Genomic DNA, 23,562 nt, shown 5'->3' with positions numbered 1-23,562 from the left:
GTTAACGTCCTTTCCACACCGGATCGCGCTTCTCGGCAAACGCCAGTGGCCCTTCAATGGCATCTTCCGAATGCAGAACCGATGGATAGTGTTTCAACACGCCGCTGCGAATATAGCGATACGCTTCTTCTACTGGCATTTCGCTGGTGGTGCGGTAGATCTCTTTCAGCGCTGCGATCGCCAGTGGTGCGCTGTCAACGAGTTGCTGCGCCAGTTCGCGGGCATTATCCATCAGTTCCGCCTGACTAACCACGCGGTTGACTACCCCCCAACGCAGCGCCTCTTCTGCGCCCATTCTTCTGCCGGTCATTACCATTTCATTGACGATGGCAGGCGGCAGGATCTTCGGCAGACGCAGCACGCCGCCGCTGTCAGGAACGATGCCCAGTTTGGCTTCCGGCAGAGCGAAGCTGGCGTTATCGGCACAGACAATAAAATCTGCCGCCAGTGCCAGTTCAAAGCCGCCGCCAAAGGCGTAGCCGTTCACAGCTGCGATAACTGGTTTGTCGAGATTGAAAATTTCGGTTAATCCCGCAAAACCACCTGGACCAAAGTCAGCATCCGGTGCTTCGCCTTCTGCTGCCGCTTTTAAATCCCAGCCTGCGGAAAAGAATTTCTCTCCGGCACCGGTAATAATGGCGACGCGTAATTGTGGATCGTCACGGAAATTTAGAAATACTTCGCCCATTTCAAAGCTGGTTTTTGCATCAATAGCATTCGCTTTTGGGCGATCAAGGGTAATTTCCAGAATTGATCCATTGCGGGTCAGATGTAATGATTCACTCATTCCTTTTCTCCATTTTTGCTTTTTCAGGGACGACAATACCCCTGCAAAAAAATGCATATTATTTTTGAACGTGATTATTACCAGACAGAGTAGTACCCTGCTGTAGTGTTTATTTCAGCGCCTTTCTGATTATTTTCCCCGAGCAATTACGTGGCAGATCTTTTCTGATCTCCAGATAAGAGGGCACTTTAAATTTCGCCATATTCTGCTCGCAGAAGCAGAAGAACTCCTCTTCGCTCAATGTTTCACCTTCATTCAGCACCACAAATGCTTTGATAGCTTCATCACGAATCGAATCTTTAATACCAACAACTACGATGTCCTGAATTTTCGGATGTGCGGCGATAATATTTTCCAGCTCCACGCAGGAGACATTCTCGCCACCGCGTTTAATCATATTGCAGCGGCGATCGACGAAATAAAAAAAGCCCTCTTCGTCGCGGTATCCGGTATCGCCAGTGTGTAGCCAGCCATCGGCTTCCAGGACTCTGGCAGTGGCTTGCGGGTTAAGAAAATATTCTTTGAAGATGGTTTTCCCTGGTACGCCTTTAATGCAGATTTCACCGATTTCACCAGCCGGGAGCGGACGATTGTGATCGTCGCGGATCTCCGCTTCGTAGCAAAATCCTGCACGGCCAATTGACGGCCAGCGTCGTTTATCGCCGGGGCGATCGCCGATAATGCCAACAATGGTTTCCGTCATCCCGTAAGACGTCAGCAAGCGGACACCAAAGCGTTCACAAAATGCGTCTTTTTCCTGCTCCGACAGGTTGAGATAAAACATCACTTCCCGCAGATGGTGTTGCCGATCGTTCACAGAAGGCGGCTGCACCATCAAGGTACGGATCATCATCGGAATGCATTCGGTAACGGTGGCGCGGTACTTTTGTACCTGTCCCCAGAAGGCGCGGGCGCTGTATTTCTCGACCAGCACAAAAGTGGCTCCGGCAGAAAATGCCGCCATCGCCGCAGTACACTGACAATCGATATGAAACGCAGGCATTACTGTCAGGTAGATGTCATCGTCACGCAGTGCACACTGCCAGGCGGAGTAATATCCGGCGAAGCGCAGGTTGTAATGGGTAATCACCACCCCTTTCGGTCGGGAGGTGGTGCCGGAGGTGAAGAGAATTTCCGCCGTATCGTCAGTCGATAGCGGCGGTGCATAGCACAAGGTGGCAGGTTGTTGATTTTTCAGTTGAGTAAACGAACTCACGCCATCATCAGCGGGAAGCGCCACATCTGTCAGGCAAATGTGCCGCAGTTGCGTGGCATCTTCCTGCTGAATCTGTTGATACATGGGATAGAACTGCGCACTGGTCACCAGCAGGCACGCCTGGCTATTTTGCAGGATCCACGCGCTTTCTTCGCGCAACAGGCGGGCGTTAATCGGCACCATAATTGCGCCAATTTTTACCAGCCCGAACCAGCAAAAGATAAATTCCGGGCAGTTGTCGAGATGTAGAGCAACCTTGTCGCCTTTGCGAATCCCCAGCGTATAAAACAGGTTTGCCGTGCGGTTAATTTCCTGATTTAACTCAAGATAACTGTACCGGTTAACGACTCCGCCGCTGGATTCACAAATCAGCGCCGTTTTATGACCGTAAACGTCCGCCAGATCGTCCCACATTTGACGTAGATGTTGTCCGCCAATGATATCCATTGCACCTCTATCCATTTTTGTTCGTTTGTTATTGGGCGGGCGCTAGTCAGGCAAGCCGACTGACGCCACGCGTTTAGTCCTCAACTTTGGCCAGACCTTTGCTGACCAACTCCTGAATGTCGTTTTCGCTGTAGCCGATGGTTTTCAAAATGGCTGCCGTGTCCATGCCATGTGATGGCATTCCGCGCCAGATTTGGCCTGGGTTATTTTTGAATTTCGGCATCACGTTTGGCCCTTTGCAGGTGCGACCATCCATTGTTTGCCACTGGGTGATTGATTCACGGGCCACATACTGTGGATTGCTTTCCAGTTCCGGTACGGTCAGCACTTTGGCGCAGGCGATATTCAGTTCGGCAAAGCGTTCTTTTACTTCTGCGATGGTACGTGTCGCTAGCCAGGCATCGAGTTTCTCTTCTACCAATGGGCCGTAAGGGCATTCGATACGGTGGATAAGCTGAGTGCCTTCCGGGATTTCCGGCGTACCGAGCAGATGTGCGAGGCCAATATCTTTAAAACATTCTGCAATCTGAGTAATACCCACCAGTTCCATTACGATGTAGCCGTCGGCGCATTTGTACAGACCGCAACCTGCATAGTAGGGATCTTTACCTTTGGTCATGCGCGGGCACATTTCGCCGCCGTTGAAGTAATCCATCATGAAGTACTGGCCCATACGCAGCATCACCTCATACATGGCGATGTCGATACTTTCGCCTTTACCGGTTTCACGCACTTTATGCAGTGCTGCCAGCGCCGCAGTGGTTGCGGTCAGGCCAGAAAAGTAATCGGCGGTATACGGGAAGGCAGGCATTGGCTGGTCAACATCACCGTTCTGAATCAGGTAACCACTGAAGGCCTGGGCGATGGTGTTATAGGCCGGAAGATTGGTGTACTCCTCGGTGCCGTACTGACCAAAACCGGACAGGTGAGCGATAACCAGTTTCGGGTTGTGCTGCCACAGGACTTCATCGGTAATGCCACGACGGGCAAAGGCCGGACCTTTACTGGCTTCGATGAAGATATCGGTGGTTTCCATTAATTTCAGAAACGCTTCGCGGCCTTCATCTTTGAAAATATTTAACGACAGCGCGTGCAAATTACGGCGGGAGAGCTGCGGGTAGTTCGGTTGAACGCGAATGGTGTCGGCCCAGGCGACGTTCTCGATCCAGATAACTTCCGCCCCCCATTCTGCGAACATTTGCCCGGCGAACGGCCCGGCGATTTCGATACCGGAGAAGACAACGCGCAATCCGGCCAGCGGCCCGAATTTCGGCATGGGTAGATGATCCATTATTAGCTCCTGAAAAATTTATGTAGCGCATGACTGCCGGATGCGGCGTAAACGCTTTATCCGGCCGACATTCGTGCTCCCGTAGGCCTGATAAGACGCGTCAGCGTCGCATCAGGCAGCGCACGGACTTAGCGGTATTGCTTCAGCACCGCGCGACCCAGCGTCAGGATCTGCATTTCGTCAGATCCTCCGGAAACGCGGTCTACACGCAGGTCACGCCAGAAGCGGCTGATGCGGTGGTTGCCCGCAATCCCAACACCGCCCAGCACCTGCATTGCGCTATCCACCACTTCAAATGCCGCATTGGCGCAGAAGTATTTGCACATCGCTGCATCGCCAGAGGTGATGGTGCCGTTGTCTGCTTTCCACGCTGCTTCATACAGCATGTTTTTCATGGAGTTTAATTTGATCGCCATGTGGGCGAATTTTTCCTGAATCAACTGGAAACGACCAATAGCCTCGCCAAACTGTACGCGTTGGTTGGCGTATCGCGCCGCATCTTCAAAGGCGCACATCGCCGTACCGTAGTTGGTGAGAGCTACCAGGAAACGTTCATGATCGAACTCTTCTTTGACGCGGTTAAAGCCGTTACCTTCCCGACCGAACATGTCTTTCTCGTCCAGTTCCACATCGTCAAAGGTGATTTCACAGCAGCTATCCATACGCAGACCGAGCTTCTCTAGTTTGGTCACTTTGATGCCCGGTTTGCTCATATCAACAAACCATTCGGTGTAGACAGGTTTGTCCGGAGAAGCCCCGTCACGTGCCATCACCACGATGTACGGGGTGTAGGCGCTGCTGGTAATAAAACACTTACTACCATTAAGATAAATCTTACCATTTCTACGGGTATAAGTCGTTTTCAGGCTACCCACGTCAGAGCCAGCCCCTGGTTCGGTAATCGCTGAGTTCCACATCTGCTTACCAGTACCACGAAACGCCATAATCTTGTCGATCTGCTCTTGTGTGCCTTCGCGCAGGAAGGTGTTGAATCCACCCGGCAACTGGTACAGCACGTAGGTTGGTGCCCCCAAACGACCCAATTCCATCCACACGGCGGCGAGGGTGACAAAACCTGCGTCCAGCCCGCCGTGCTCTTCCGGGATAAGCAGGCTGTCGATACCCATATCTGCCAGTGCTTTGACAAAACGTTCCGGGTAGACGCTGTCACGGTCGCACTCGGCAAAATAGGCCTCCCAGTTTTCGCTGGCCATCAGTTCGCGGATACCGGCGACAAACAGTTCCTGCTCATCATTTAAATTAAAATCCATCTTTCAACCTCTTGATATTTTGTGGGTTAATTAATCTTTCCAGTTCTGTTTCGCGTCTTTAATAAAGGAGAGCGTCACCATAATATTGACGAAGAACAGCGGGCATCCTCCGGCGATAATGGCGGTTTGAATCGGTTTCAGGCCGCCGAGCGCCAACAGAACGATACCGATAATGCCGACCAGAATTGACCAGCCGATACGCACCAGCAGCGGTGGTTCTTCACCATCGCGTACTTCGCGGCAAGTGGACATCGCCAGGGTATAAGAGCAGGCGTTAACCAACGTAACGGTGGCAATAAAGCAGAGGATGAAGAAGCCCCACATGGTGGCGGTGCTGAGTGGCAGAGCGGCCCAGGTTTCGATGATGGCGCGCGCCACACCGTACTGTTCGATCAGATGCGGAATGTTGATGATGTTTTTATCCATCAACAGCAGAGTGTTACTACCGAGTACAGTCCACAGGATCCAGGTGGATGCGGTCAGACCCAGCACCATGCCGAAGCACAGTTCACGCACGGTACGACCACGGGAGATGCGGGCGAGGAAGATACTCATCTGGATAGCGTAAATCACCCACCATGCCCAGTAGAACACGGTCCAGCCCTGCGGGAAGCCGCCTTTAGCGATGGGATCGGTATAGAACAACATGCGCGGCAGATACATCAGCAACATCCCCACCGAATCGGTGAAGTAGTTCATGATGAAGCTGGCACCGCTGACGATGAACACCCAACCCAGCATCAGGAAGCTCAGGTAACTACGCACGTCACTGGCGATACGTACGCCTTTTTGCAGACCGCAGGCGACGCAAATGGCGTTGAGGATAATCCAGCAGGTAATGATGATAGCGTCCAGTTGCAGGGTATGCGGAATACCAAACAACCACTGCATACACTCGGTCACCAGCGGCGTAGCAAGGCCCAGGCTGGTGCCCATGGCGAAGATCAAGGCGACGAGATAGAAGTTGTCGACGATAGTGCCAAACAGCCCTTTGGCGTGTTTTTCACCTACCAGCGGCACCAGGGTGGAGCTGGGGCGAATCACTTCCATTTTGCGGACAAAGAAGAAGTAAGCGAAGGCGACGGAGAGGAAGCTGTAAGTGGCCCACGGCAACGGTCCCCAGTGGAACAAGCTGTAAGCCAGCCCCAGCTCTTTCGCACCCGTCGAGTTCGGTTCTAAGCCAAACGGCGGGGTAGAGATGTAGTAGTAGATCTCAATCGATCCCCAGAACAGTACGGCAGCAGACGTACAGGAGGCGAACATCATAAAGATCCAACTGGCGGTACTGAATTCTGGTGGTTCGTTACCTAAACGCTTTTTGGCATACGGGCCAAACACCAGCCAGAACCAACCGAAAAGCATCACCACCATATACCATTCAAATGCCCATCCCCAGACATTGGTGACGTAACTGAATACAGCATTAATAACGACATTCGCTGCATCCAGGTCTCTGACTGTAAGCCAACAAAGTATGCCAACGATTATTAACGGCGGAAAGAAAACCTTCGGTTCTATTCCCGTTTTTCTCTTTTCATTTTTCATGAGTTAATTCCACTGTGAAAACGAATATTTATTTTGCGTTCCCGTTTGTTTTATTTTTGTTAACATTTAATATAATTATTATTAACCTCGTGGACGCGTTAATGGCTAACTCATAATGGGTATTCAACAAGCTGCATTCTGTGATTGTTATCACATTTTTGTTTCGGGTGAATAGAGGGCATTTTTGTGTTAATTTTGATTATTAATCATAGTGTTATGTTCTGATATGAGTAAAAAAATAGCATCTGACTTTCAATATTGGTGATCCATAAAACAATATTGAAAATTTCTTTTTGCTACGCCGTGTTTTCAATATTGGTGAGGAACTTAACAATATTGAAAGTTGGATTTATCTGCGTGTGACATTTTCAATATTGGTGATTAAAGTTTTATTTCCAAATTAAAGGGCGTGATATCTGTAATTAACACCACCGATATGAACGACGTTTCCTTCATGATTTCTGGAGATGCAATGAAGATTATTACTTGCTATAAGTGCGTGCCTGATGAACAGGATATTGCGGTCAATAATGCTGATGGTTCGTTAGACTTCAGTAAAGCCGATGCCAAAATAAGCCAATACGATCTCAACGCTATTGAAGCGGCTTGCCAGCTAAAGCAACAGGCAGCAGAGGCGCAGGTGACGGCCTTAAGTGTGGGCGGTAAAGCCCTGACCAACGCCAAAGGGCGTAAAGATGTGCTATCGCGCGGCCCGGATGAACTGATTGTGGTGATTGATGACCAGTTCGAGCAGGCACTGCCGCAACAAACGGCGACCGCACTGGCTGCTGCCGCCCAGAAAGCAGGCTTTGATTTGATCCTTTGTGGCGATGGTTCTTCCGACCTTTATGCCCAGCAGGTTGGTTTGCTGGTGGGCGAAATCCTCAATATTCCGGCAGTTAACGGCGTCAGCAAAATTATCTCCCTGACGGCAGATACCCTCACCGTTGAGCGCGAACTGGAAGATGAAACAGAAACGTTAAGCATTCCGCTGCCTGCGGTTGTTGCTGTTTCCACTGATATCAATTCCCCACAAATTCCTTCGATGAAAGCCATTCTCGGCGCGGCGAAAAAGCCAGTCCAGGTATGGTCGGCGGCGGACATTGGCTTTAACGCCGTGGAAGCCTGGTCTGAACAACAGGTTGCCGCACCGAAACAGCGCGAGCGTCAGCGCATCGTGATTGAAGGCGACGGCGAAGAACAGATCGCCGCATTTGCTGAAAATCTTCGCAAAGTCATTTAATTACAGGGGATGCTATGAACACGTTTTCTCAAGTCTGGGTATTCAGCGATACCCCTTCTCGTCTGCCGGAACTGATGAACGGTGCGCAGGCTTTAGCTAATCAAATCAATGCCTTTGTCCTCAATGATGCCGACGGCGCACAGGCAATCCAGCTCGGCGCTAATCATGTCTGGAAATTAAACGGCAAACCGGACGATCGGATGATCGAAGATTACGCCGGTGTCATGGCTGACACTATTCGCCAGCACGGCGCAGACGGTCTGGTGCTGTTGCCGAATACTCGTCGTGGCAAATTACTGGCGGCAAAACTGGGTTATCGCCTTAAAGCGGCGGTGTCTAACGATGCCAGCACCGTCAGCGTACAGGACGGTAAAGCGACAGTGAAACACATGGTTTACGGCGGTCTGGCAATTGGCGAAGAACGCATTGCCACGCCGTATGCGGTACTGACCATCAGCAGCGGCACGTTTGATGCGGCTCAGCCAGACGCGTCACGTACTGGCGAAACACACACCGTGGCGTGGCAGGCTCCGGCGGTGGCGATTACCCGCACGGCAACGCAGGCGCGCCAGAGCAACAGCGTCGATCTGGATAAAGCCCGTCTGGTGGTCAGCGTCGGTCGCGGCATTGGCAGCAAAGAGAACATTGCGCTGGCAGAACAGCTTTGCAAGGCGATAGGTGCGGAGCTGGCCTGTTCTCGTCCGGTGGCGGAAAACGAAAAATGGATGGAGCACGAACGCTATGTCGGTATCTCCAACCTGATGCTGAAACCTGAATTGTACCTGGCGGTGGGGATCTCCGGGCAGATCCAGCACATGGTTGGCGCTAACGCGTCGCAAACTATTTTCGCCATCAACAGAGATAAAAATGCGCCGATCTTCCAGTTCGCGGATTACGGCATTGTTGGTGACGCCGTGAAGATCCTTCCGGCGCTGACCGCCGCTTTAGCGCGTTGATCCACTCTGGCAGGGCTGCATTTCGGCCCTGCCGCTGACAGGGAGCTCTTATGTCCGAAGATATCTTTGACGCCATCATCGTAGGTGCAGGGCTTGCCGGTTCGGTTGCCGCACTGGTGCTCGCCCGCGAAGGTGCGCAAGTGTTAGTTATCGAGCGTGGCAATTCCGCAGGTGCCAAGAACGTCACCGGCGGGCGTCTCTATGCCCACAGTCTGGAACACATTATTCCTGGTTTCGCCGAATCCGCCCCCGTAGAACGCCTGATCACCCATGAAAAACTCGCGTTTATGACGGAAAAGTCAGCGATGACTATGGACTACTGCAATGGCGACGAAACCTCGCCATCCCAGCGTTCTTACTCCGTTTTGCGCAGTAAATTTGATGCCTGGTTGATGGAGCAGGCCGAAGAGGCGGGCGCGCAGTTAATTACCGGGATTCGTGTCGATAACCTCGTACAGCGCGATGGCAAAGTTGTCGGCGTAGAAGCCGATGGCGATGTGATTGAAGCGAAAACGGTGATCCTTGCTGACGGAGTGAATTCGATCCTTGCCGAAAAGCTGGGGATGGCAAAACGCGTCAAACCGACGGATGTGGCGGTTGGCGTGAAGGAACTGATCGAGTTACCGAAGTCGGTTATCGAAGACCGTTTTCAGTTGCAGGGTAATCAGGGGGCGGCTTGCTTATTTGCGGGATCACCTACTGATGGCCTGATGGGCGGCGGCTTCCTTTATACCAATGAAAATACCCTGTCGCTGGGGCTGGTTTGCGGTCTGCATCATCTGCATGACGCAAAAAAATCGGTGCCGCAAATGCTGGAAGATTTCAAACAACATCCGGCAGTTGCACCGCTGATTGCGGGTGGCAAGCTGGTGGAATATTCCGCTCACGTAGTGCCGGAAGCAGGCATCAACATGCTGCCGGAGCTGGTCGGTGACGGCGTGTTGATTGCCGGTGATGCCGCCGGAATGTGTATGAACCTCGGTTTTACTATTCGCGGTATGGATCTGGCGATTGCCGCCGGGGAAGCTGCTGCAAAAACCGTGCTTTCAGCGATGAAAAGCGACGATTTCAGTAAGCAAAAACTGACGGAATATCGTCAGCATCTGGAGAGTGGCCCACTGCGCGATATGCGCATGTACCAGAAACTACCGACGTTCCTTGATAACCCACGCATGTTTAGCGGCTACCCGGAACTGGCGGTGGGCGTGGCGCGTGACCTGTTCACCATTGACGGCAGCGTGCCGGAACTGATGCGCAAGAAAATCCTCCGCCACGGCAAGAAAGTGGGCTTCATCAATCTGATCAAGGATGGCATGAAAGGAGTGACCGTTTTATGACTTCTCCCGTCAATGTGGACGTCAAACTGGGCGTCAATAAATTCAATGTCGATGAAGAGCATCCGCACATTGTTGTAAAGGCCGATGCGGATAAACAGGCGCTGGAGCTGCTGGTGAAAGCGTGCCCCGCAGGTCTGTATAAGAAGCAGGATGACGGCAGCGTGCGTTTCGATTACGCCGGATGTCTGGAGTGTGGCACCTGCCGAATTCTGGGGCTGGGGTCGGCGCTGGAACAGTGGGAATACCCGCGCGGCACCTTTGGTGTGGAGTTTCGTTACGGCTGATGTTGGTTTGATACGTAACGCCGTACTGACTCTCATTGTAAAAAAACAGGAATAACCCATGCAACCGTCCAGAAACTTTGACGATCTCAAATTCTCCTCAATTCACCGCCGCATTTTGCTGTGGGGAAGCGGTGGCCCGTTTCTGGATGGTTATGTACTGGTAATGATTGGCGTGGCGCTGGAGCAACTGACTCCGGCGCTGAAACTGGACGCTGACTGGATTGGCTTGCTGGGGGCGGGAACGCTCGCCGGGCTGTTTGTCGGTACATCGCTGTTTGGCTATATCTCCGATAAAGTCGGACGGCGCAAAATGTTCCTCATTGATATCATCGCCATTGGTGTGATATCGGTAGCAACGATGTTTGTCTCATCCCCCATCGAACTACTGGTGATGCGGGTACTCATCGGCATTGTCATCGGTGCGGATTATCCCATCGCGACTTCGATGATCACCGAGTTCTCCAGCACCCGACAGCGGGCGTTTTCAATCAGCTTTATCGCCGCGATGTGGTATGTCGGCGCGACCTGCGCCGATTTGGTCGGCTATTGGCTTTATGATGTGGAAGGCGGCTGGCGCTGGATGCTGGGTAGCGCAGCGATTCCCTGTTTGTTGATTTTGATTGGTCGATTCGAACTGCCTGAATCTCCCCGCTGGTTGTTACGCAAAGGGCGAGTAAAAGAGTGCGAAGAGATGATGATCAAACTGTTTGGCGAACCGGTGGCTTTCGATGAAGAGCAGCCGCAGCAAACCCGTTTTCGCGATCTGTTTAATCGCCGCCATTTTCCTTTTATTCTGTTTGTTGCCGCCATCTGGACCTGCCAGGTGATCCCGATGTTCGCCATTTACACCTTTGGACCGCAAATTGTTGGTTTGTTGGGATTGGGGGTTGGCAAAAACGCGGCGCTGGGGAACGTGGTGATTAGCCTGTTCTTTATGCTCGGCTGTATTCCGCCGATGCTGTGGTTAAACACTGCCGGACGGCGTCCATTGTTGATTGGCAGCTTTGCCATGATGACACTGGCGCTGGCGGTTTTGGGGCTGATCCCTGATATGGGGATCTGGCTGGTGGTAATGTCCTTTGCGGTGTATGCCTTTTTCTCTGGCGGGCCAGGTAATTTGCAGTGGCTCTATCCTAATGAGCTCTTCCCGACGGATATCCGCGCCTCTGCTGTGGGCGTGATTATGTCCTTAAGCCGTATTGGTACTATTGTTTCGACCTGGGCACTGCCGATCTTTATCAATAATTACGGTATCAGTAACACGATGCTAATGGGGGCGGGTATCTCGCTGTTTGGCTTGTTGATTTCCGTAGCGTTTGCTCCGGAAACTCGTGGGATGTCACTGGCCCAGACCAGCAACATGACGATCCGCGGGCAGAGAATGGGGTAATTTATTCAGATTTCTGCCTTTTTTGAATCAATATTATTGACTATTAGCTGCGTGAATATGTGACTACACTTTGTGGGAAAACAAAGTCGTAAACACGCGAGTTAACTATGATCCTCATAATTTATGCGCATCCGTATCCGCATCATTCTCATGCGAATAAACGGATGCTTGAACACGCAAGGACGCTGGAAGGCGTCGAAGTTCGCTCTCTTTATCAACTCTATCCTGACTTCAATATCGATATTGCCGCCGAGCAAGAGGCGCTGTCTCGCGCTGATCTGATCGTCTGGCAGCACCCGATGCAGTGGTACAGCATTCCACCGCTCCTCAAACTTTGGATCGATAAAGTTTTCTCGCACGGCTGGGCTTACGGTCACGGCGGTACGGCGCTGCATGGCAAACATTTGCTGTGGGCGGTGACGACCGGCGGCGGGGAAAGCCATTTTGAGATTGGTGCACATCCGGGCTTTGATGTGCTGTCGCAGCCGCTACAGGCGACGGCAATCTACTGCGGGCTGAACTGGCTGCCACCGTTTGCCATGCACTGCACCTTTATTTGTGACGACGAAACCCTCGAAGGGCAGGCGCGTCATTATAAGCAACGTCTGCTGGAATGGCAGGAGGCACATCATGGATAGCCATACGCTGATTCAGGCGCTGATTTATCTCGGTTCGGCGGCGCTGATTGTACCCATTGCGGTACGTCTTGGTCTGGGATCGGTACTTGGCTACCTGATCGCCGGCTGCATTATTGGCCCGTGGGGGCTGCGACTGGTGACCGATGCCGAATCTATTCTGCACTTTGCCGAGATCGGCGTGGTGCTGATGCTGTTTATTATCGGCCTCGAACTCGATCCACAAAGGCTGTGGAAGTTGCGTGCGGCAGTGTTTGGTGGTGGTGCATTACAGATGGTGGTTTGCGGCGGCCTGCTGGGGCTGTTCTGCATGTTCCTTGGTCTGCGCTGGCAGGTAGCGGAACTGATCGGCATGACACTGGCGCTCTCATCAACGGCAATTGCCATGCAGGCGATGAATGAACGCAACCTGATGGTGACACAAATGGGCCGTAGCGCCTTTGCGGTGCTGCTGTTCCAGGATATCGCCGCGATCCCGCTGGTAGCGATGATCCCGCTACTGGCGGCGAGCAGTGCCTCGACGACGATGGGCGCATTTGCTCTCTCGGCGTTAAAAGTGGCGGGTGCACTGGTGCTGGTGGTACTGCTGGGGCGCTATGTCACGCGTCCGGCGCTGCGTTTTGTTGCCCGCTCTGGCTTGCGGGAAGTGTTTAGTGCCGTGGCGTTATTCCTCGTGTTTGGCTTTGGTTTGCTGCTGGAAGAGGTCGGCTTGTCGATGGCGATGGGCGCGTTTCTGGCGGGCGTACTGCTGGCAAGCTCGGAATACCGCCATGCGTTAGAAAGCGATATCGAGCCATTTAAAGGTTTGCTGTTGGGGCTGTTTTTCATCGGTGTTGGCATGTCGATAGACTTTGGCACGCTGATTGAAAACCCATTGCGTATTGTCATTTTGCTGCTTGGTTTCCTGATCATCAAAATCGCTATGCTGTGGCTGATTGCCCGACCGTTGCAGGTGCCGAATAAACAGCGTCGCTGGTTTGCGGTGCTGTTAGGGCAGGGCAGTGAGTTTGCCTTTGTGGTATTTGGCGCGGCGCAAATGGCGAATGTGCTGGAGCCGGAGTGGGCGAAGTCGCTGACCCTGGCGGTGGCGCTGTCGATGGCGGCAACGCCGATTCTGCTGGTGATCCTCAATCGCCTTGAGCAATCTTCTACCGAACAAGCGCGTGAAGCCGATGAGATTGATGAAGAACAGCCGCGGGTGATCATTGCTGGATTCGGTCGTTATGGACAGATTACCGGACGTTTACTGCTCTCCAGCGGGGTGAAAATGGTGGTGCTCGATCATGATCCTGACCATATCGAAACCTTGCGCAAATTTGGCATGAAAGTGTTTTACGGCGATGCCACGCGGATGGATTTACTGGAATCTGCCGGAGCGGCGAAAGCAGAAGTGCTGATTAACGCTATTGATGATCCGCAAACCAACCTGCAACTGACGGAGATGGTGAAAGAACATTTCCCGCATTTGCAGATTATTGCCCGCGCCCGCGATGTCGATCACTACATTCGTTTGCGTCAGGCAGGCGTTGAAAAGCCAGAGCGTGAAACCTTTGAAGGTGCGCTGAAAACCGGGCGTCTGGCGCTGGAAAGTTTAGGTCTGGGACCGTATGAAGCACGGGAGCGCGCCGATGTTTTTCGCCGTTTTAATATTCAGATGGTGGAAGAGATGGCAATGGTTGAGAACGACACCAAAGCCCGTGCGGCGGTCTATAAACGCACCAGCGCGATGTTAAGTGAGATCATTACCGAAGACCGTGAACATCTGTCATTAATTCAACGACATGGCTGGCAGGGAACCGAAGAAGGGAAACATACCGGCAATATGGCGGATGAACCGGAAACGAAGCCCTCATCCTAATAAAGAGTGACGTAAATCACACTTTACAGCTAACTGTTTGTTTTTGTTTCATTGTAATGCGGCGAGTCCAGAGGGAGAGCGTGGACTCGCCAGCAGAATATAAAATTTTCCTCAACATCATCCTCGCACCAGTCGACGACGGTTTACGCTTTACGTATAGTGGCGACAATTTTTTTTATCGGGAAATCTCAATGATCAGTCTGATTGCGGCGTTAGCGGTAGATCGCGTTATCGGCATGGAAAACGCCATGCCGTGGAACCTGCCTGCCGATCTCGCCTGGTTTAAACGCAACACCTTAAATAAACCCGTGATTATGGGCCGCCATACCTGGGAATCCATCGGTCGTCCGCTGCCAGGACGCAAAAATATTATCCTCAGCAGTCAACCGGGTACGGATGATCGCGTAACGTGGGTTAAATCGGTGGATGAAGCCATCGCGGCGTGTGGTGACGTACCAGAAATTATGGTGATTGGCGGTGGTCGCGTTTATGAGCAGTTTCTGCCAAAAGCGCAAAAACTGTATCTGACGCATATCGACGCAGAAGTGGAAGGCGACACCCATTTCCCGGATTACGAGCCGGATGACTGGGAATCGGTATTCAGCGAATTCCACGACGCTGATGCGCAGAACTCTCATAGCTATTGCTTTGAGATTCTGGAGCGGCGGTAATTCTTCTCAAGATAAAGTGTTTACATGGCATAAGGAGACCGATGTGAATTACTTTTATCAACTTAAAATTACGCTTAAACATGTCGAACCGGCAGTCTGGCGCCGGTTTGTTGTTCCCGCCAATCTGACGCTTGATCGATTACACGATGTTGTGCAGATCGTCATGGGTTGGGATGACAGTCATTTGCACAATTTTAAATTCAAAAAGCAAATTTATACGGAATTCCCCGAAGCGGTAAATGAGACGGATGAAGCTGAAATTCGGCTAAACGAACTGCTTAAGAGTAAAAGGAATAAATTAACCTACACCTATGATTTTGGTGATTGCTGGGAGCATGAAATCGTCCTTGAAGATAAAAGCCACTTTGGGGATGAAATGCAGACTCCTTTTGAGTGCGTTGAAGGCTCGATGATGTGTCCTCCTGAAGATAGCGGTGGACCTGAAAGCTACATGCATTTTCTGAAGGTTATTTTTGATCCGCAGAATAATGAAGAAGAGTATGAAGCGTATCTTGAGATACTGGGCCTGGAAGAAAAGAGTGAAAGTGATATTAAGGAATTCATTTTCAGCTATGACCGTGATGTCGTGAATGCGGCCCTGCAATTATATGCGCGCTGGTCGCGAGAGCGCACGCTAGCCTTCAATGATGATTATTGAACCATACAAAGCAGCGCGGAGTTTTTTTGCCGCGCTGCGTTGTTGAAATTTTGCGATGCCAGCGCGCACCGAACTTTGATTCAAGGAGCATTAGATTTTATGCTCGACGGGATTTAAGACGCGACCGCCTCTCCCTCACCCAAATCCTTATGCCGGTTCGACGGCTGGACAAAATACTGTTTATCTTCCCAGCGCAGGCAGGTTAATGAACCGCCCCAGCAGCAGCCGGTATCCAGCGCGTAAATACCTTCCGGCGTACCTTTGCCCTCCAGCGATGCCCAGTGACCAAAGGCGATGCTGTACTCTTCAGCGACGGGGCCAGGAATCGCAAACCACGGTTTCAGTGGGGCAGGGGCTTCTTCCGGCGATTCTTTGCTGTACATATCCAGTTGACCGTTCGGGAAGCAAAAGCGCATACGGGTAAAGGCGTTGGTGATAAACCGCAGTCTTCCCAGCCCCCGCAATTCCGGTGACCAGTTATTTGGCATATCGCCGTACATGGCATCAAGGAAGAAGGGGTAGGAGTCGCTCGACAGCACCGCTTCTACATCGCGCGCGCACTCTTTGGCAGTCTGCAGATCCCACTGCGGCGTGATCCCGGCGTGGGCCATCACCAACTTTTTCTCTTCGTCGATTTGCAGCAGAGGCTGGCGACGCAGCCAGTTAAGCAGCTCGTCGGCATCCGGCGCTTCCAGCAGCGGTGTCAGGCGATCTTTCGGTTTATTGCGGCTGATCCCGGCAAATACCGCCAGCAGATGCAGATCGTGATTGCCCAGCACCAGACGTACGCTGTCGCCTAAAGATTTCACATAGCGCAGAACATCCAGCGAACCAGGGCCGCGCGCGACCAGATCGCCTGTCAGCCAGAGGGTGTCTTTCCCAGGGGTAAATTCTACTTTATGCAGCAATGCGATCAGTTCATCGTAACAACCATGAACGTCGCCAATTAGGTATGTCGCCATATTCTTTTAATGAATGAGTGTGGGAACGGCGAGTCGGAATACGGGAATGTCGATGCTGAAGGGGACGCCATTTTCATCGATCATTTCGTAGTGACCCTGCATGGTGCCCAGCGGTGTTTCAATGATTGCACCGCTGGTGTACTGGTACTCTTCGCCAGGCGCGATAAGTGGCTGAACGCCAACCACTCCTTCGCCCTGGACTTCGGTTTCACGGCCATTGCCATTGGTGATCAGCCAGTAACGCCCCAACAACTGCACTGGCGCTCGCCCCAGATTGCGTATGGTTACGGTATAAGCAAAAACGTAACGTTCATTATCAGGTGAAGATTGTGCCTCAATGTAGACGCTTTGAACCTGAATACACACTCGGGGCGAATTGATCATCGTTAACTCTCCTGCAAAGGCGCGTTCTCCGCCAGATAGTTCGCCATCTGGCAATATTGCGCGACAGAGATATTTTCCGCTCGCATCGCCGGGTCGATCCCCATTCCTGTTAATACCTCGACGCTAAACAGGTTGCCGAGGCTGTTACGAATGGTTTTACGACGCTGGTTAAAGGCTTCGGTGGTGATGCGGCTCAACACGCGAACATCTTTGACCGGGTGAGGCATCGTTGCATGAGGAACCAGGCGCACGACGGCGGAATCCACTTTGGGTGGTGGTGTAAAGGCTGACGGCGGAACTTCCAGCACCGGGATCACGTTGCAATAGTATTGCGCCATGACGCTTAATCGACCATACGCCTTGCTGTTCGGTCCTGCAACCAGACGATTCACCACCTCTTTTTGCAACATAAAGTGCATGTCGGCAATGGCATCAGTATAGCTAAACAGATGGAACATCAACGGCGTGGAGATGTTATAAGGCAGGTTGCCGAAAACACGCAGCGGCTGGCCCATTTTCTCGGCCAGTTCGCCAAAGTTAAAGGTCATCGCATCCTGCTGATAAATAGTCAGTTTCGGGCCTAAGAATGGATGCGTTTGCAGACGTGCCGCCAGATCGCGGTCAAGTTCGATGACCGTCAGCTGGTCCAGACGTTCGCCGACCGGTTCGGTCAATGCCGCCAGACCGGGGCCGATTTCGACCATCGCCTGGCCCTTCTGCGGGTTAATGGCAGAAACAATGCTGTCGATCACGAACTGATCGTTGAGAAAGTTTTGCCCGAAGCGTTTACGGGCTAAGTGGCCCTGGTGGACTCGATTATTCATTGGGTGTTAACAATCATTTTGATGGCGAGATTAAGCGCCGTAATAAAACTGCCGACATCGGCTTTGCCACGTCCCGCCAGTTCAAGCGCGGTGCCGTGGTCCACTGATGTGCGAATAAAGGGCAGGCCCAGCGTAATGTTCACACCGCGCCCGAAGCCCTGGTATTTTAGCACGGGAAGACCCTGATCGTGGTACATCGCCAGCACAGCGTCGGCGTTATCGAGATATTTCGGCTGAAACAGGGTATCGGCAGGTAGTGGCCCGTTGAGTTTCATCCCCTGCGCCCGCAGCTCGTCGAGCACCGGAATAATGGTGTCTATCTCTTCCGTACCCATATGACCGCCTTCGCCTGCGTGCGGATTCAGCCCGCAGACCAGAATGCGCGGTTCGGCAATACCAAATTTGGTCCGCAAATCGTGATGCAAAATAGCAATCACTTCGTGCAAAAGCGCAGGGGTGATAGCGTCTGCGATATCGCGCAGCGGTAAATGCGTCGTTGCCAGCGCCACGCGAAGTTCTTCGGTCGCCAGCATCATTACCACTTTTTTCACCTGCGAACGCTCTTCGAAAAACTCGGTATGACCGGTAAACGGAATGCCTGCGTCGTTAATGACGCCTTTATGCACGGGGCCTGTGATCAGCGCAGCAAATTCACCGTTCAGACAGCCATCACACGCTCGCGCCAGCGTCTCCACCACATAATGCCCATTTTCAACCGCTAACTGCGCCGCAGTGACAGATTCACGTAGCGCGACAGGAAGTAGCGTTAATGTGCCCGCAGTTTGCGGTTGTGCAGGGGAGTTGGGGGAATAAGGGCGGAGGGTGAGCGGTAAACCGAGCATCGCTGCCCGGTCGGTAAGGAGAGTGGCATCGGCACAAACAACCAGTTCGACCGGCCACTCACGCTGTGCAAGCTGGACAACTAAGTCCGGGCCAATCCCGGCGGGCTCGCCGGGAGTGATCACAACACGTTGGGTTTTAACCATTAGTTGCTCAGGATTTTAACGTAGGCGCTGGCACGTTGTTCCTGCATCCAGCTTGCTGCTTCTTCCGAGAACTTACGGTTCATCAGCATGCGGTACGCACGATCTTTCTGCGCCGCGTCGGTTTTATCGACATTACGGGTATCCAGCAGCTCGATTAAATGCCAGCCGAATGAAGAGTGAACCGGTACACTCATTTGACCTTTGTTCAGGCGGGTCAGCGCATCACGGAAGGCTGGATCGAAAATATCTGGTGTAGCCCAGCCGAGATCGCCGCCCTGGTTAGCAGAGCCTGGATCCTGAGAAAACTCTTTCGCTGCAGCGGCAAAAGTCGTTTTACCACTCTTGATATCGGCAGCAATTTGCTCCAGTTTCACGCGGGCCTGTTCGTCAGTCATGATCGGCGACGGTTTCAGCAGAATATGGCGAGCATGAACTTCGGTCACCGAGATGTTTTTGCTTTCACCGCGCAGGTCGTTAACTTTCAGAATATGGAAGCCAACGCCGGAACGAATCGGGCCAACAATGTCGCCTTTCTTCGCGGTGCTTAATGCCTGGGCGAAGATCCCCGGCAGCTCCTGAATGCGACCCCAGCCCATCTGGCCGCCGTTCAGCGCCTGCTGGTCGGCAGAGTGAGCAATCGCCAGTTTACCGAAATCAGCGCCATTACGCGCCTGATCGACAATAGCGCGCGCCTGGCTTTCCGCTTCGTTCACCTGATCAGAGGTCGGGTTTTCTGGCAGCGGAATCAGGATGTGGCTCAGGTTCAGCTCAGTGCTGGCATCGTTTTGGTTACCCACCTGCTGCGCCAGAGATTCGACTTCCTGCGGCAGGATGGTGATGCGACGACGCACCTCGTTGTTACGCACTTCAGAGATAATCATCTCTTTGCGGATCTGGTTACGATAGGTGTTGTAGTTCAGACCGTCGTAAGCCAGACGGCTGCGCATCTGATCCAGCGTCATGTTGTTTTGTTTAGCGATGTTAGCAATCGCCTGATCGAGCTGCTCATCGGAGATTTTCACTCCCATTTTCTGCCCCATCTGCAGGATGATTTGATCCATGATCAAACGTTCCATGATTTGGTGGCGCAGCGTCGCGTCATCAGGAAGTTGCTGTCTTGCCTGAGCAGCGTTCAGTTTTACCGACTGCATTAATCCATCAACGTCGCTTTCCAGCACGACGCCGTTATTGACGACGGCTGCGACTTTATCGACTACCTGGGGGGCAGCGAAACTGGTATTCGCGATCATGGCGATACCGAGAAGCAGCGTTTTCCAGTTCTTCATACTTTTTCCATTTCAATTAACCGCACTGCGGATTACGTGGTAAATCAACAAATCACAAAGTGTTTTGATACGGCAGAATGTTCGAACGCAGCATCTCTTGCGTACCCAGACCATAGTTGGAGCTCAGGCCGCGAAGTTCGATGTTAAAGCCGATTGCGTTGTCATATACCGCATGTTGTTTATCGTTATCCCAACCGTTCAGCTTCCGCTCGTAACCGACGCGAATCGCATAGCAGCAGGAGCTATATTGCACACCTAACATAGAGTCGGCTTGCTTGTTCGCATTGGTGTCGTAGTAGTAGGCCCCGACAATTGACCAACGATCGGCAATTGGCCAGCTGGCGACGGCACCTACCTGCGAAATACCATTCTTATACTGCTCTGCCGTGGAATAGTACTTAGGCAGCGTAGCCTGAATATATTCCGGGCTGGCGTAACGGTAGTTCAACTGCACCAGACGGTCTTCATCCCGACGGTATTCAATGCTGGAGTTACTGGTGGCTACGTTATCCAGGCGCGTGTCGTACTGAATCCCGCCACGCAACCCCCAGCGCTCGGAGATACGCCAGTAGGTATCGCCTGCCCATACCAGTGAGCCCGTTTTGTCGTCATTCTCCCATGTTATGTTGTCATCGCCAGTGCGAGACTCCGTGAAATAGTAGATTTGACCAACGGAAATATTAAAACGTTCAACGGCAGCATCATCATATATGCGAGATGTGACACCGGTCGTCACCTGGTTAGCGGAGGCAATACGGTCAAGACCGCCGTAAGTCCGGTCCCGGAACAGGCCAGAGTAGTCAGATTGCAGCAGAGACGAGTCGTAGTTATAGATGTCGCTCTGATCGCGATACGGCACGTATAAATACTGCGCGCGCGGTTCCAGCGTTTGGGTATAACCCGGTGCCAGCATTTCCATATCGCGTTCAAAGACCATTTTGCCGTCAACTTTGAATTGCGGCATTACGCGGTTAACGGATTCGTCCAGCTTGGTTGTGTTTCTGGAGTTATACCAGTCAAGATTAGTTTGCTGATAATGGGTTGCCAGCAACTTCGCTTCGGTATTGATGCTGCCCCAGTTATTAGAGAGCGGCAAATTGATGGTCGGTTCCAGGTGAACACGGGTTGCTTCAGGCATGTCGTCTCTGGTGTTAACAAAGTGTACTGCCTGGCCGTAAATGCGTGTATCAAACGGACCAACATCATTCTGGTAGTAGTTAACGTCTAACTGCGGCTCTGCCGAGTAGCTACTGGTGTTCTGCTCGCTGAAGACCTGGAACTGCTTGGTTGAAACGGTGGCATTGAAGTTTTGCACCGCATAGCCAACGCTGAATTTTTGCGTTGCGTAGCCGTCAGTACTGGAACCGTACTTGTTATCGAAATCATTGAAGTAGCTAGGATCGCTGACCTTGGTGTAGTCGACGTTGAAACGCCACACCTGATCCATGACCCCGGAGTGGTTCCAGTAGAACAACCAACGACGTGAACTGTCATCGTTCGGGTGTTCATCTTCATAGACTTTATCGGAAGGCAGATAGTCCAGTTCCATCAAACCTGCGCCCGCCTGGGAGAGGTAGCGGAATTCGTTCTCCCACATGATATTGCCACGACGATGCATATAATGCGGCGTGATGGTGGCATCCATATTTGGCGCGATGTTCCAGTAATATGGAAGGTAGAACTCAAAGTAGTTGGTGGTGGTGTACTTGGCGTTCGGGATCAAGAAACCAGAGCGACGTTTGTCACCCACCGGCAACTGCAAATATGGGCTATAAAAGATCGGTACCGGACCCACCTTAAAGCGGGCGTTCCAGATCTCCGCAACTTGTTCTTCGCGGTCATGAATAATTTCGCTACCTACCACGCTCCAGGTGTCAGAACCCGGCAGACAGGAGGTAAAGCTACCGTTATCCAGAATGGTATAGCGGTTTTCGCCACGTTGTTTCATCAGGTCCGCTTTACCGCGGCCCTGACGACCCACCATCTGGTAATCACCTTCCCAGACGTTGGTATCTTTGGTGTTCAGATTCGCCCAGCCTTTCGGCCCTTTGAGGATGACCTGGTTATCGTCGTAATGGACATTACCGAGCGCATCAACGGTACGTACCGGCTCCGGTTGTCCTGGTGCCTCTTTTTGATGGAGCTGCACTTCGTCGGCCTGCAGACGGCTGTTACCCTGCATGATATCCACGCTGCCAGTAAACACGGCGTCATCCGGGTAGTCCCCTTTCGCGTGGTCAGCATTGATAGTCACGGGTAAGTCATTGGTATCGCCCTGTACCAGAGGACGATCATAGCTTGGCACGCCCAACATGCACTGTGAGGCGAGGTCGGCTGCCAGTCCCTGTTGACTATAAAGGGCGGTGGCAATCATGGTGGCCAGGAGAGTGGGGATACGTTTTTTCATACGTTGATTTTATTGTTCCATCATCGGTAACGTTGCGCGTGACAAACGGTCAGAGACTAACGTACTCGTCATCTCTACGCTAGTGTTAATCCTGTCCGAATAGCGTCAGTGGTGTTAGGCACGGCATTGAATGACAGGTATGATAATGCAAATTATAGGCGATGTCCCACAATTGACCGCAGCCGGAAAACGGTAAAAGCACCTTTATATTGTGGGAGATAGCCCTGATATCCGTGTGTCGATTTGGGGAATATATGCAGTATTGGGGAAAAATCATTGGCGTGGCCGTGGCCTTACTGATGGGCGGCGGCTTTTGGGGCGTAGTGTTAGGCCTGTTAATTGGCCATATGTTTGATAAAGCCCGTAGCCGTAAAATGGCGTGGTTCGCCAACCAGCGTGAGCGTCAGGCGCTGTTTTTTGCCACCACTTTTGAAGTGATGGGGCATTTAACCAAATCCAAAGGTCGCGTCACGGAGGCTGATATTCATATCGCCAGCCAGTTGATGGACCGAATGAACCTTCATGGCGCTTCCCGTACTGCGGCGCAAAACGCGTTCCGGGTGGGAAAATCAGACAATTACCCGCTGCGCGAAAAGATGCGCCAGTTTCGCAGTGTCTGCTTTGGTCGTTTTGACTTAATTCGTATGTTTCTGGAGATCCAGATTCAGGCGGCGTTTGCTGATGGTTCGCTGCATCCGAATGAACGGGCGGTGCTGTATGTCATTGCTGAAGAATTAGGGATCTCCCGTGCCCAGTTTGACCAGTTTTTGCGCATGATGCAGGGCGGTGCACAGTTTGGCGGCGGTTATCAGCAGCAATCTGGCGGTGGTAACTGGCAGCAAGCGCAGCGTGGCCCGACGCTGGAAGATGCCTGTAATGTGCTGGGCGTGAAGCCGACGGATGATGCGACCACCATCAAACGTGCCTACCGTAAGCTGATGAGTGAACACCATCCGGATAAGCTGGTAGCAAAAGGTTTGCCGCCTGAGATGATGGAGATGGCGAAGCAGAAAGCGCAGGAAATTCAGCAAGCCTATGAGCTGATAAAGCAGCAGAAAGGGTTTAAATAACCCTGTAAATGATGCTGAGTAACTGCCCACGATTAAAGGTGGCCGCCCTGGCGG

General features: G+C 52.2%; 21 protein-coding genes and 1 pseudogene. 11 read left to right on the top strand and 11 right to left on the bottom strand.

The genetic code is table 11. From position 1 onward, the window contains the following. Position 1 precedes the first annotated feature (1 nt). The 5 genes from caiD to caiT form a co-directional block, all read right to left on the bottom strand. On the bottom strand, positions 2-787 hold the full coding sequence (gene caiD / locus BEB42_RS02755; RefSeq protein ID WP_000004398.1) for a crotonobetainyl-CoA hydratase: 786 nt from the start codon (positions 785-787) through the stop codon (positions 2-4). A gap of 109 nt (positions 788-896) precedes the next feature. After that, positions 897-2,450, bottom strand: coding sequence for a crotonobetaine/carnitine-CoA ligase (caiC, locus tag BEB42_RS02750; RefSeq protein ID WP_105267149.1), 1,554 nt, complete (start codon positions 2,448-2,450; stop codon positions 897-899). 73 nt (positions 2,451-2,523) lie between these two features. Beyond that, a complete protein-coding gene (caiB, locus tag BEB42_RS02745) occupies positions 2,524-3,741 on the bottom strand; it encodes an L-carnitine CoA-transferase (RefSeq protein WP_105267148.1) in 1,218 nt (405 codons plus the stop codon). 128 nt (positions 3,742-3,869) lie between these two features. Next, the gene (caiA, locus tag BEB42_RS02740; RefSeq protein ID WP_000347117.1) at positions 3,870-5,012 is read right to left on the bottom strand and encodes a crotonobetainyl-CoA dehydrogenase; all 1,143 of its coding nucleotides are present in this window, start codon (positions 5,010-5,012) and stop codon (positions 3,870-3,872) included. Positions 5,013-5,042: 30 nt separating this feature from the next. After that, positions 5,043-6,557 (bottom strand): L-carnitine/gamma-butyrobetaine antiporter, encoded by a 1,515-nt coding sequence (gene caiT, locus BEB42_RS02735; RefSeq protein ID WP_105267147.1) that lies wholly within the window; start codon positions 6,555-6,557, stop codon positions 5,043-5,045. A gap of 472 nt (positions 6,558-7,029) precedes the next feature. Here caiT and BEB42_RS02730 point away from each other — a divergent pair, with 472 nt between their 5' ends. The 10 genes and pseudogenes from BEB42_RS02730 to BEB42_RS26615 all read left to right on the top strand — a co-directional run. After that, positions 7,030-7,800 carry an electron transfer flavoprotein FixA gene (locus tag BEB42_RS02730; protein ID WP_000692221.1) on the top strand — a complete coding sequence of 257 codons (771 nt, stop codon included), beginning with the start codon at positions 7,030-7,032 and terminating at the stop codon, positions 7,798-7,800. Positions 7,801-7,814: 14 nt separating this feature from the next. Next, positions 7,815-8,756 carry an electron transfer flavoprotein subunit alpha/FixB family protein gene (locus tag BEB42_RS02725; protein ID WP_105267146.1) on the top strand — a complete coding sequence of 314 codons (942 nt, stop codon included), beginning with the start codon at positions 7,815-7,817 and terminating at the stop codon, positions 8,754-8,756. A gap of 50 nt (positions 8,757-8,806) precedes the next feature. Beyond that, on the top strand, positions 8,807-10,093 hold the full coding sequence (locus BEB42_RS02720; RefSeq protein ID WP_001287744.1) for an FAD-dependent oxidoreductase: 1,287 nt from the start codon (positions 8,807-8,809) through the stop codon (positions 10,091-10,093). Then, positions 10,090-10,377 (top strand): ferredoxin-like protein FixX, encoded by a 288-nt coding sequence (gene fixX / locus BEB42_RS02715; protein WP_000203741.1) that lies wholly within the window; start codon positions 10,090-10,092, stop codon positions 10,375-10,377. Before BEB42_RS02720 ends, fixX begins: the two co-directional genes overlap by 4 nt. Before the next feature lie 58 nt (positions 10,378-10,435). Beyond that, the gene (locus tag BEB42_RS02710; RefSeq protein ID WP_105267145.1) at positions 10,436-11,767 is read left to right on the top strand and encodes an MFS transporter; all 1,332 of its coding nucleotides are present in this window, start codon (positions 10,436-10,438) and stop codon (positions 11,765-11,767) included. A 107-nt stretch (positions 11,768-11,874) separates the two neighbouring features. Beyond that, the gene (kefF, locus tag BEB42_RS02705; RefSeq protein WP_032183187.1) at positions 11,875-12,405 is read left to right on the top strand and encodes a glutathione-regulated potassium-efflux system oxidoreductase KefF; all 531 of its coding nucleotides are present in this window, start codon (positions 11,875-11,877) and stop codon (positions 12,403-12,405) included. Further along, positions 12,398-14,260, top strand: coding sequence for a glutathione-regulated potassium-efflux system protein KefC (gene kefC / locus BEB42_RS02700; protein ID WP_105267144.1), 1,863 nt, complete (start codon positions 12,398-12,400; stop codon positions 14,258-14,260). The genes kefF and kefC overlap by 8 nt, the downstream gene beginning before the upstream one ends. Positions 14,261-14,451: 191 nt before the next feature. Further along, a complete protein-coding gene (folA, locus tag BEB42_RS02695) occupies positions 14,452-14,931 on the top strand; it encodes a type 3 dihydrofolate reductase (protein WP_000624375.1) in 480 nt (159 codons plus the stop codon). Positions 14,932-14,974: 43 nt separating this feature from the next. Beyond that, positions 14,975-15,589: a plasmid pRiA4b ORF-3 family protein gene (locus tag BEB42_RS02690; RefSeq protein ID WP_001106129.1), complete on the top strand. Its 615-nt coding sequence runs from the start codon at positions 14,975-14,977 to the stop codon at positions 15,587-15,589. A 45-nt stretch (positions 15,590-15,634) separates the two neighbouring features. After that, positions 15,635-15,706 (top strand): annotated as a pseudogene (locus BEB42_RS26615) (CcdB family protein); the annotation flags it as partial. Here BEB42_RS26615 and apaH read toward each other — a convergent pair. Genes apaH through lptD form a run of 6 tightly spaced genes read right to left on the bottom strand, consistent with a single transcriptional unit; the run spans position 15,703 to position 22,438 of the window. Continuing rightward, on the bottom strand, positions 15,703-16,551 hold the full coding sequence (gene apaH, locus BEB42_RS02685; protein WP_000257187.1) for a bis(5'-nucleosyl)-tetraphosphatase (symmetrical) ApaH: 849 nt from the start codon (positions 16,549-16,551) through the stop codon (positions 15,703-15,705). The pseudogene BEB42_RS26615 and the gene apaH overlap by 4 nt on opposite strands. Before the next feature lie 6 nt (positions 16,552-16,557). Further along, positions 16,558-16,935: a Co2+/Mg2+ efflux protein ApaG gene (apaG, locus tag BEB42_RS02680; RefSeq protein WP_000610901.1), complete on the bottom strand. Its 378-nt coding sequence runs from the start codon at positions 16,933-16,935 to the stop codon at positions 16,558-16,560. Positions 16,936-16,937: 2 nt separating this feature from the next. Next, complete coding sequence (rsmA, locus tag BEB42_RS02675) at positions 16,938-17,759, bottom strand: 16S rRNA (adenine(1518)-N(6)/adenine(1519)-N(6))-dimethyltransferase RsmA (protein WP_001065381.1); 822 nt, start codon at positions 17,757-17,759, stop codon at positions 16,938-16,940. After that, positions 17,756-18,745, bottom strand: coding sequence for a 4-hydroxythreonine-4-phosphate dehydrogenase PdxA (pdxA, locus tag BEB42_RS02670; protein WP_000241242.1), 990 nt, complete (start codon positions 18,743-18,745; stop codon positions 17,756-17,758). Before pdxA ends, rsmA begins: the two co-directional genes overlap by 4 nt. Further along, the gene (gene surA, locus BEB42_RS02665; protein WP_000800459.1) at positions 18,745-20,031 is read right to left on the bottom strand and encodes a peptidylprolyl isomerase SurA; all 1,287 of its coding nucleotides are present in this window, start codon (positions 20,029-20,031) and stop codon (positions 18,745-18,747) included. The genes pdxA and surA overlap by 1 nt, the downstream gene beginning before the upstream one ends. A gap of 52 nt (positions 20,032-20,083) precedes the next feature. Continuing rightward, positions 20,084-22,438 (bottom strand): LPS assembly protein LptD, encoded by a 2,355-nt coding sequence (gene lptD, locus BEB42_RS02660; protein ID WP_000746151.1) that lies wholly within the window; start codon positions 22,436-22,438, stop codon positions 20,084-20,086. Positions 22,439-22,692: 254 nt separating this feature from the next. Here lptD and djlA point away from each other — a divergent pair, with 254 nt between their 5' ends. After that, the gene (gene djlA / locus BEB42_RS02655; protein ID WP_001200573.1) at positions 22,693-23,508 is read left to right on the top strand and encodes a co-chaperone DjlA; all 816 of its coding nucleotides are present in this window, start codon (positions 22,693-22,695) and stop codon (positions 23,506-23,508) included. Positions 23,509-23,562 lie beyond the last annotated feature (54 nt).

The sequence above is a fragment of the Escherichia sp. MOD1-EC5990 genome, assembly GCF_002965285.1.
Lineage (GTDB): Bacteria > Pseudomonadota > Gammaproteobacteria > Enterobacterales > Enterobacteriaceae > Escherichia > Escherichia coli_F.
The sequence above is the reverse complement of the archived record's forward strand: the minus strand, read 5'-3'. Positions and strand labels throughout refer to the sequence as shown.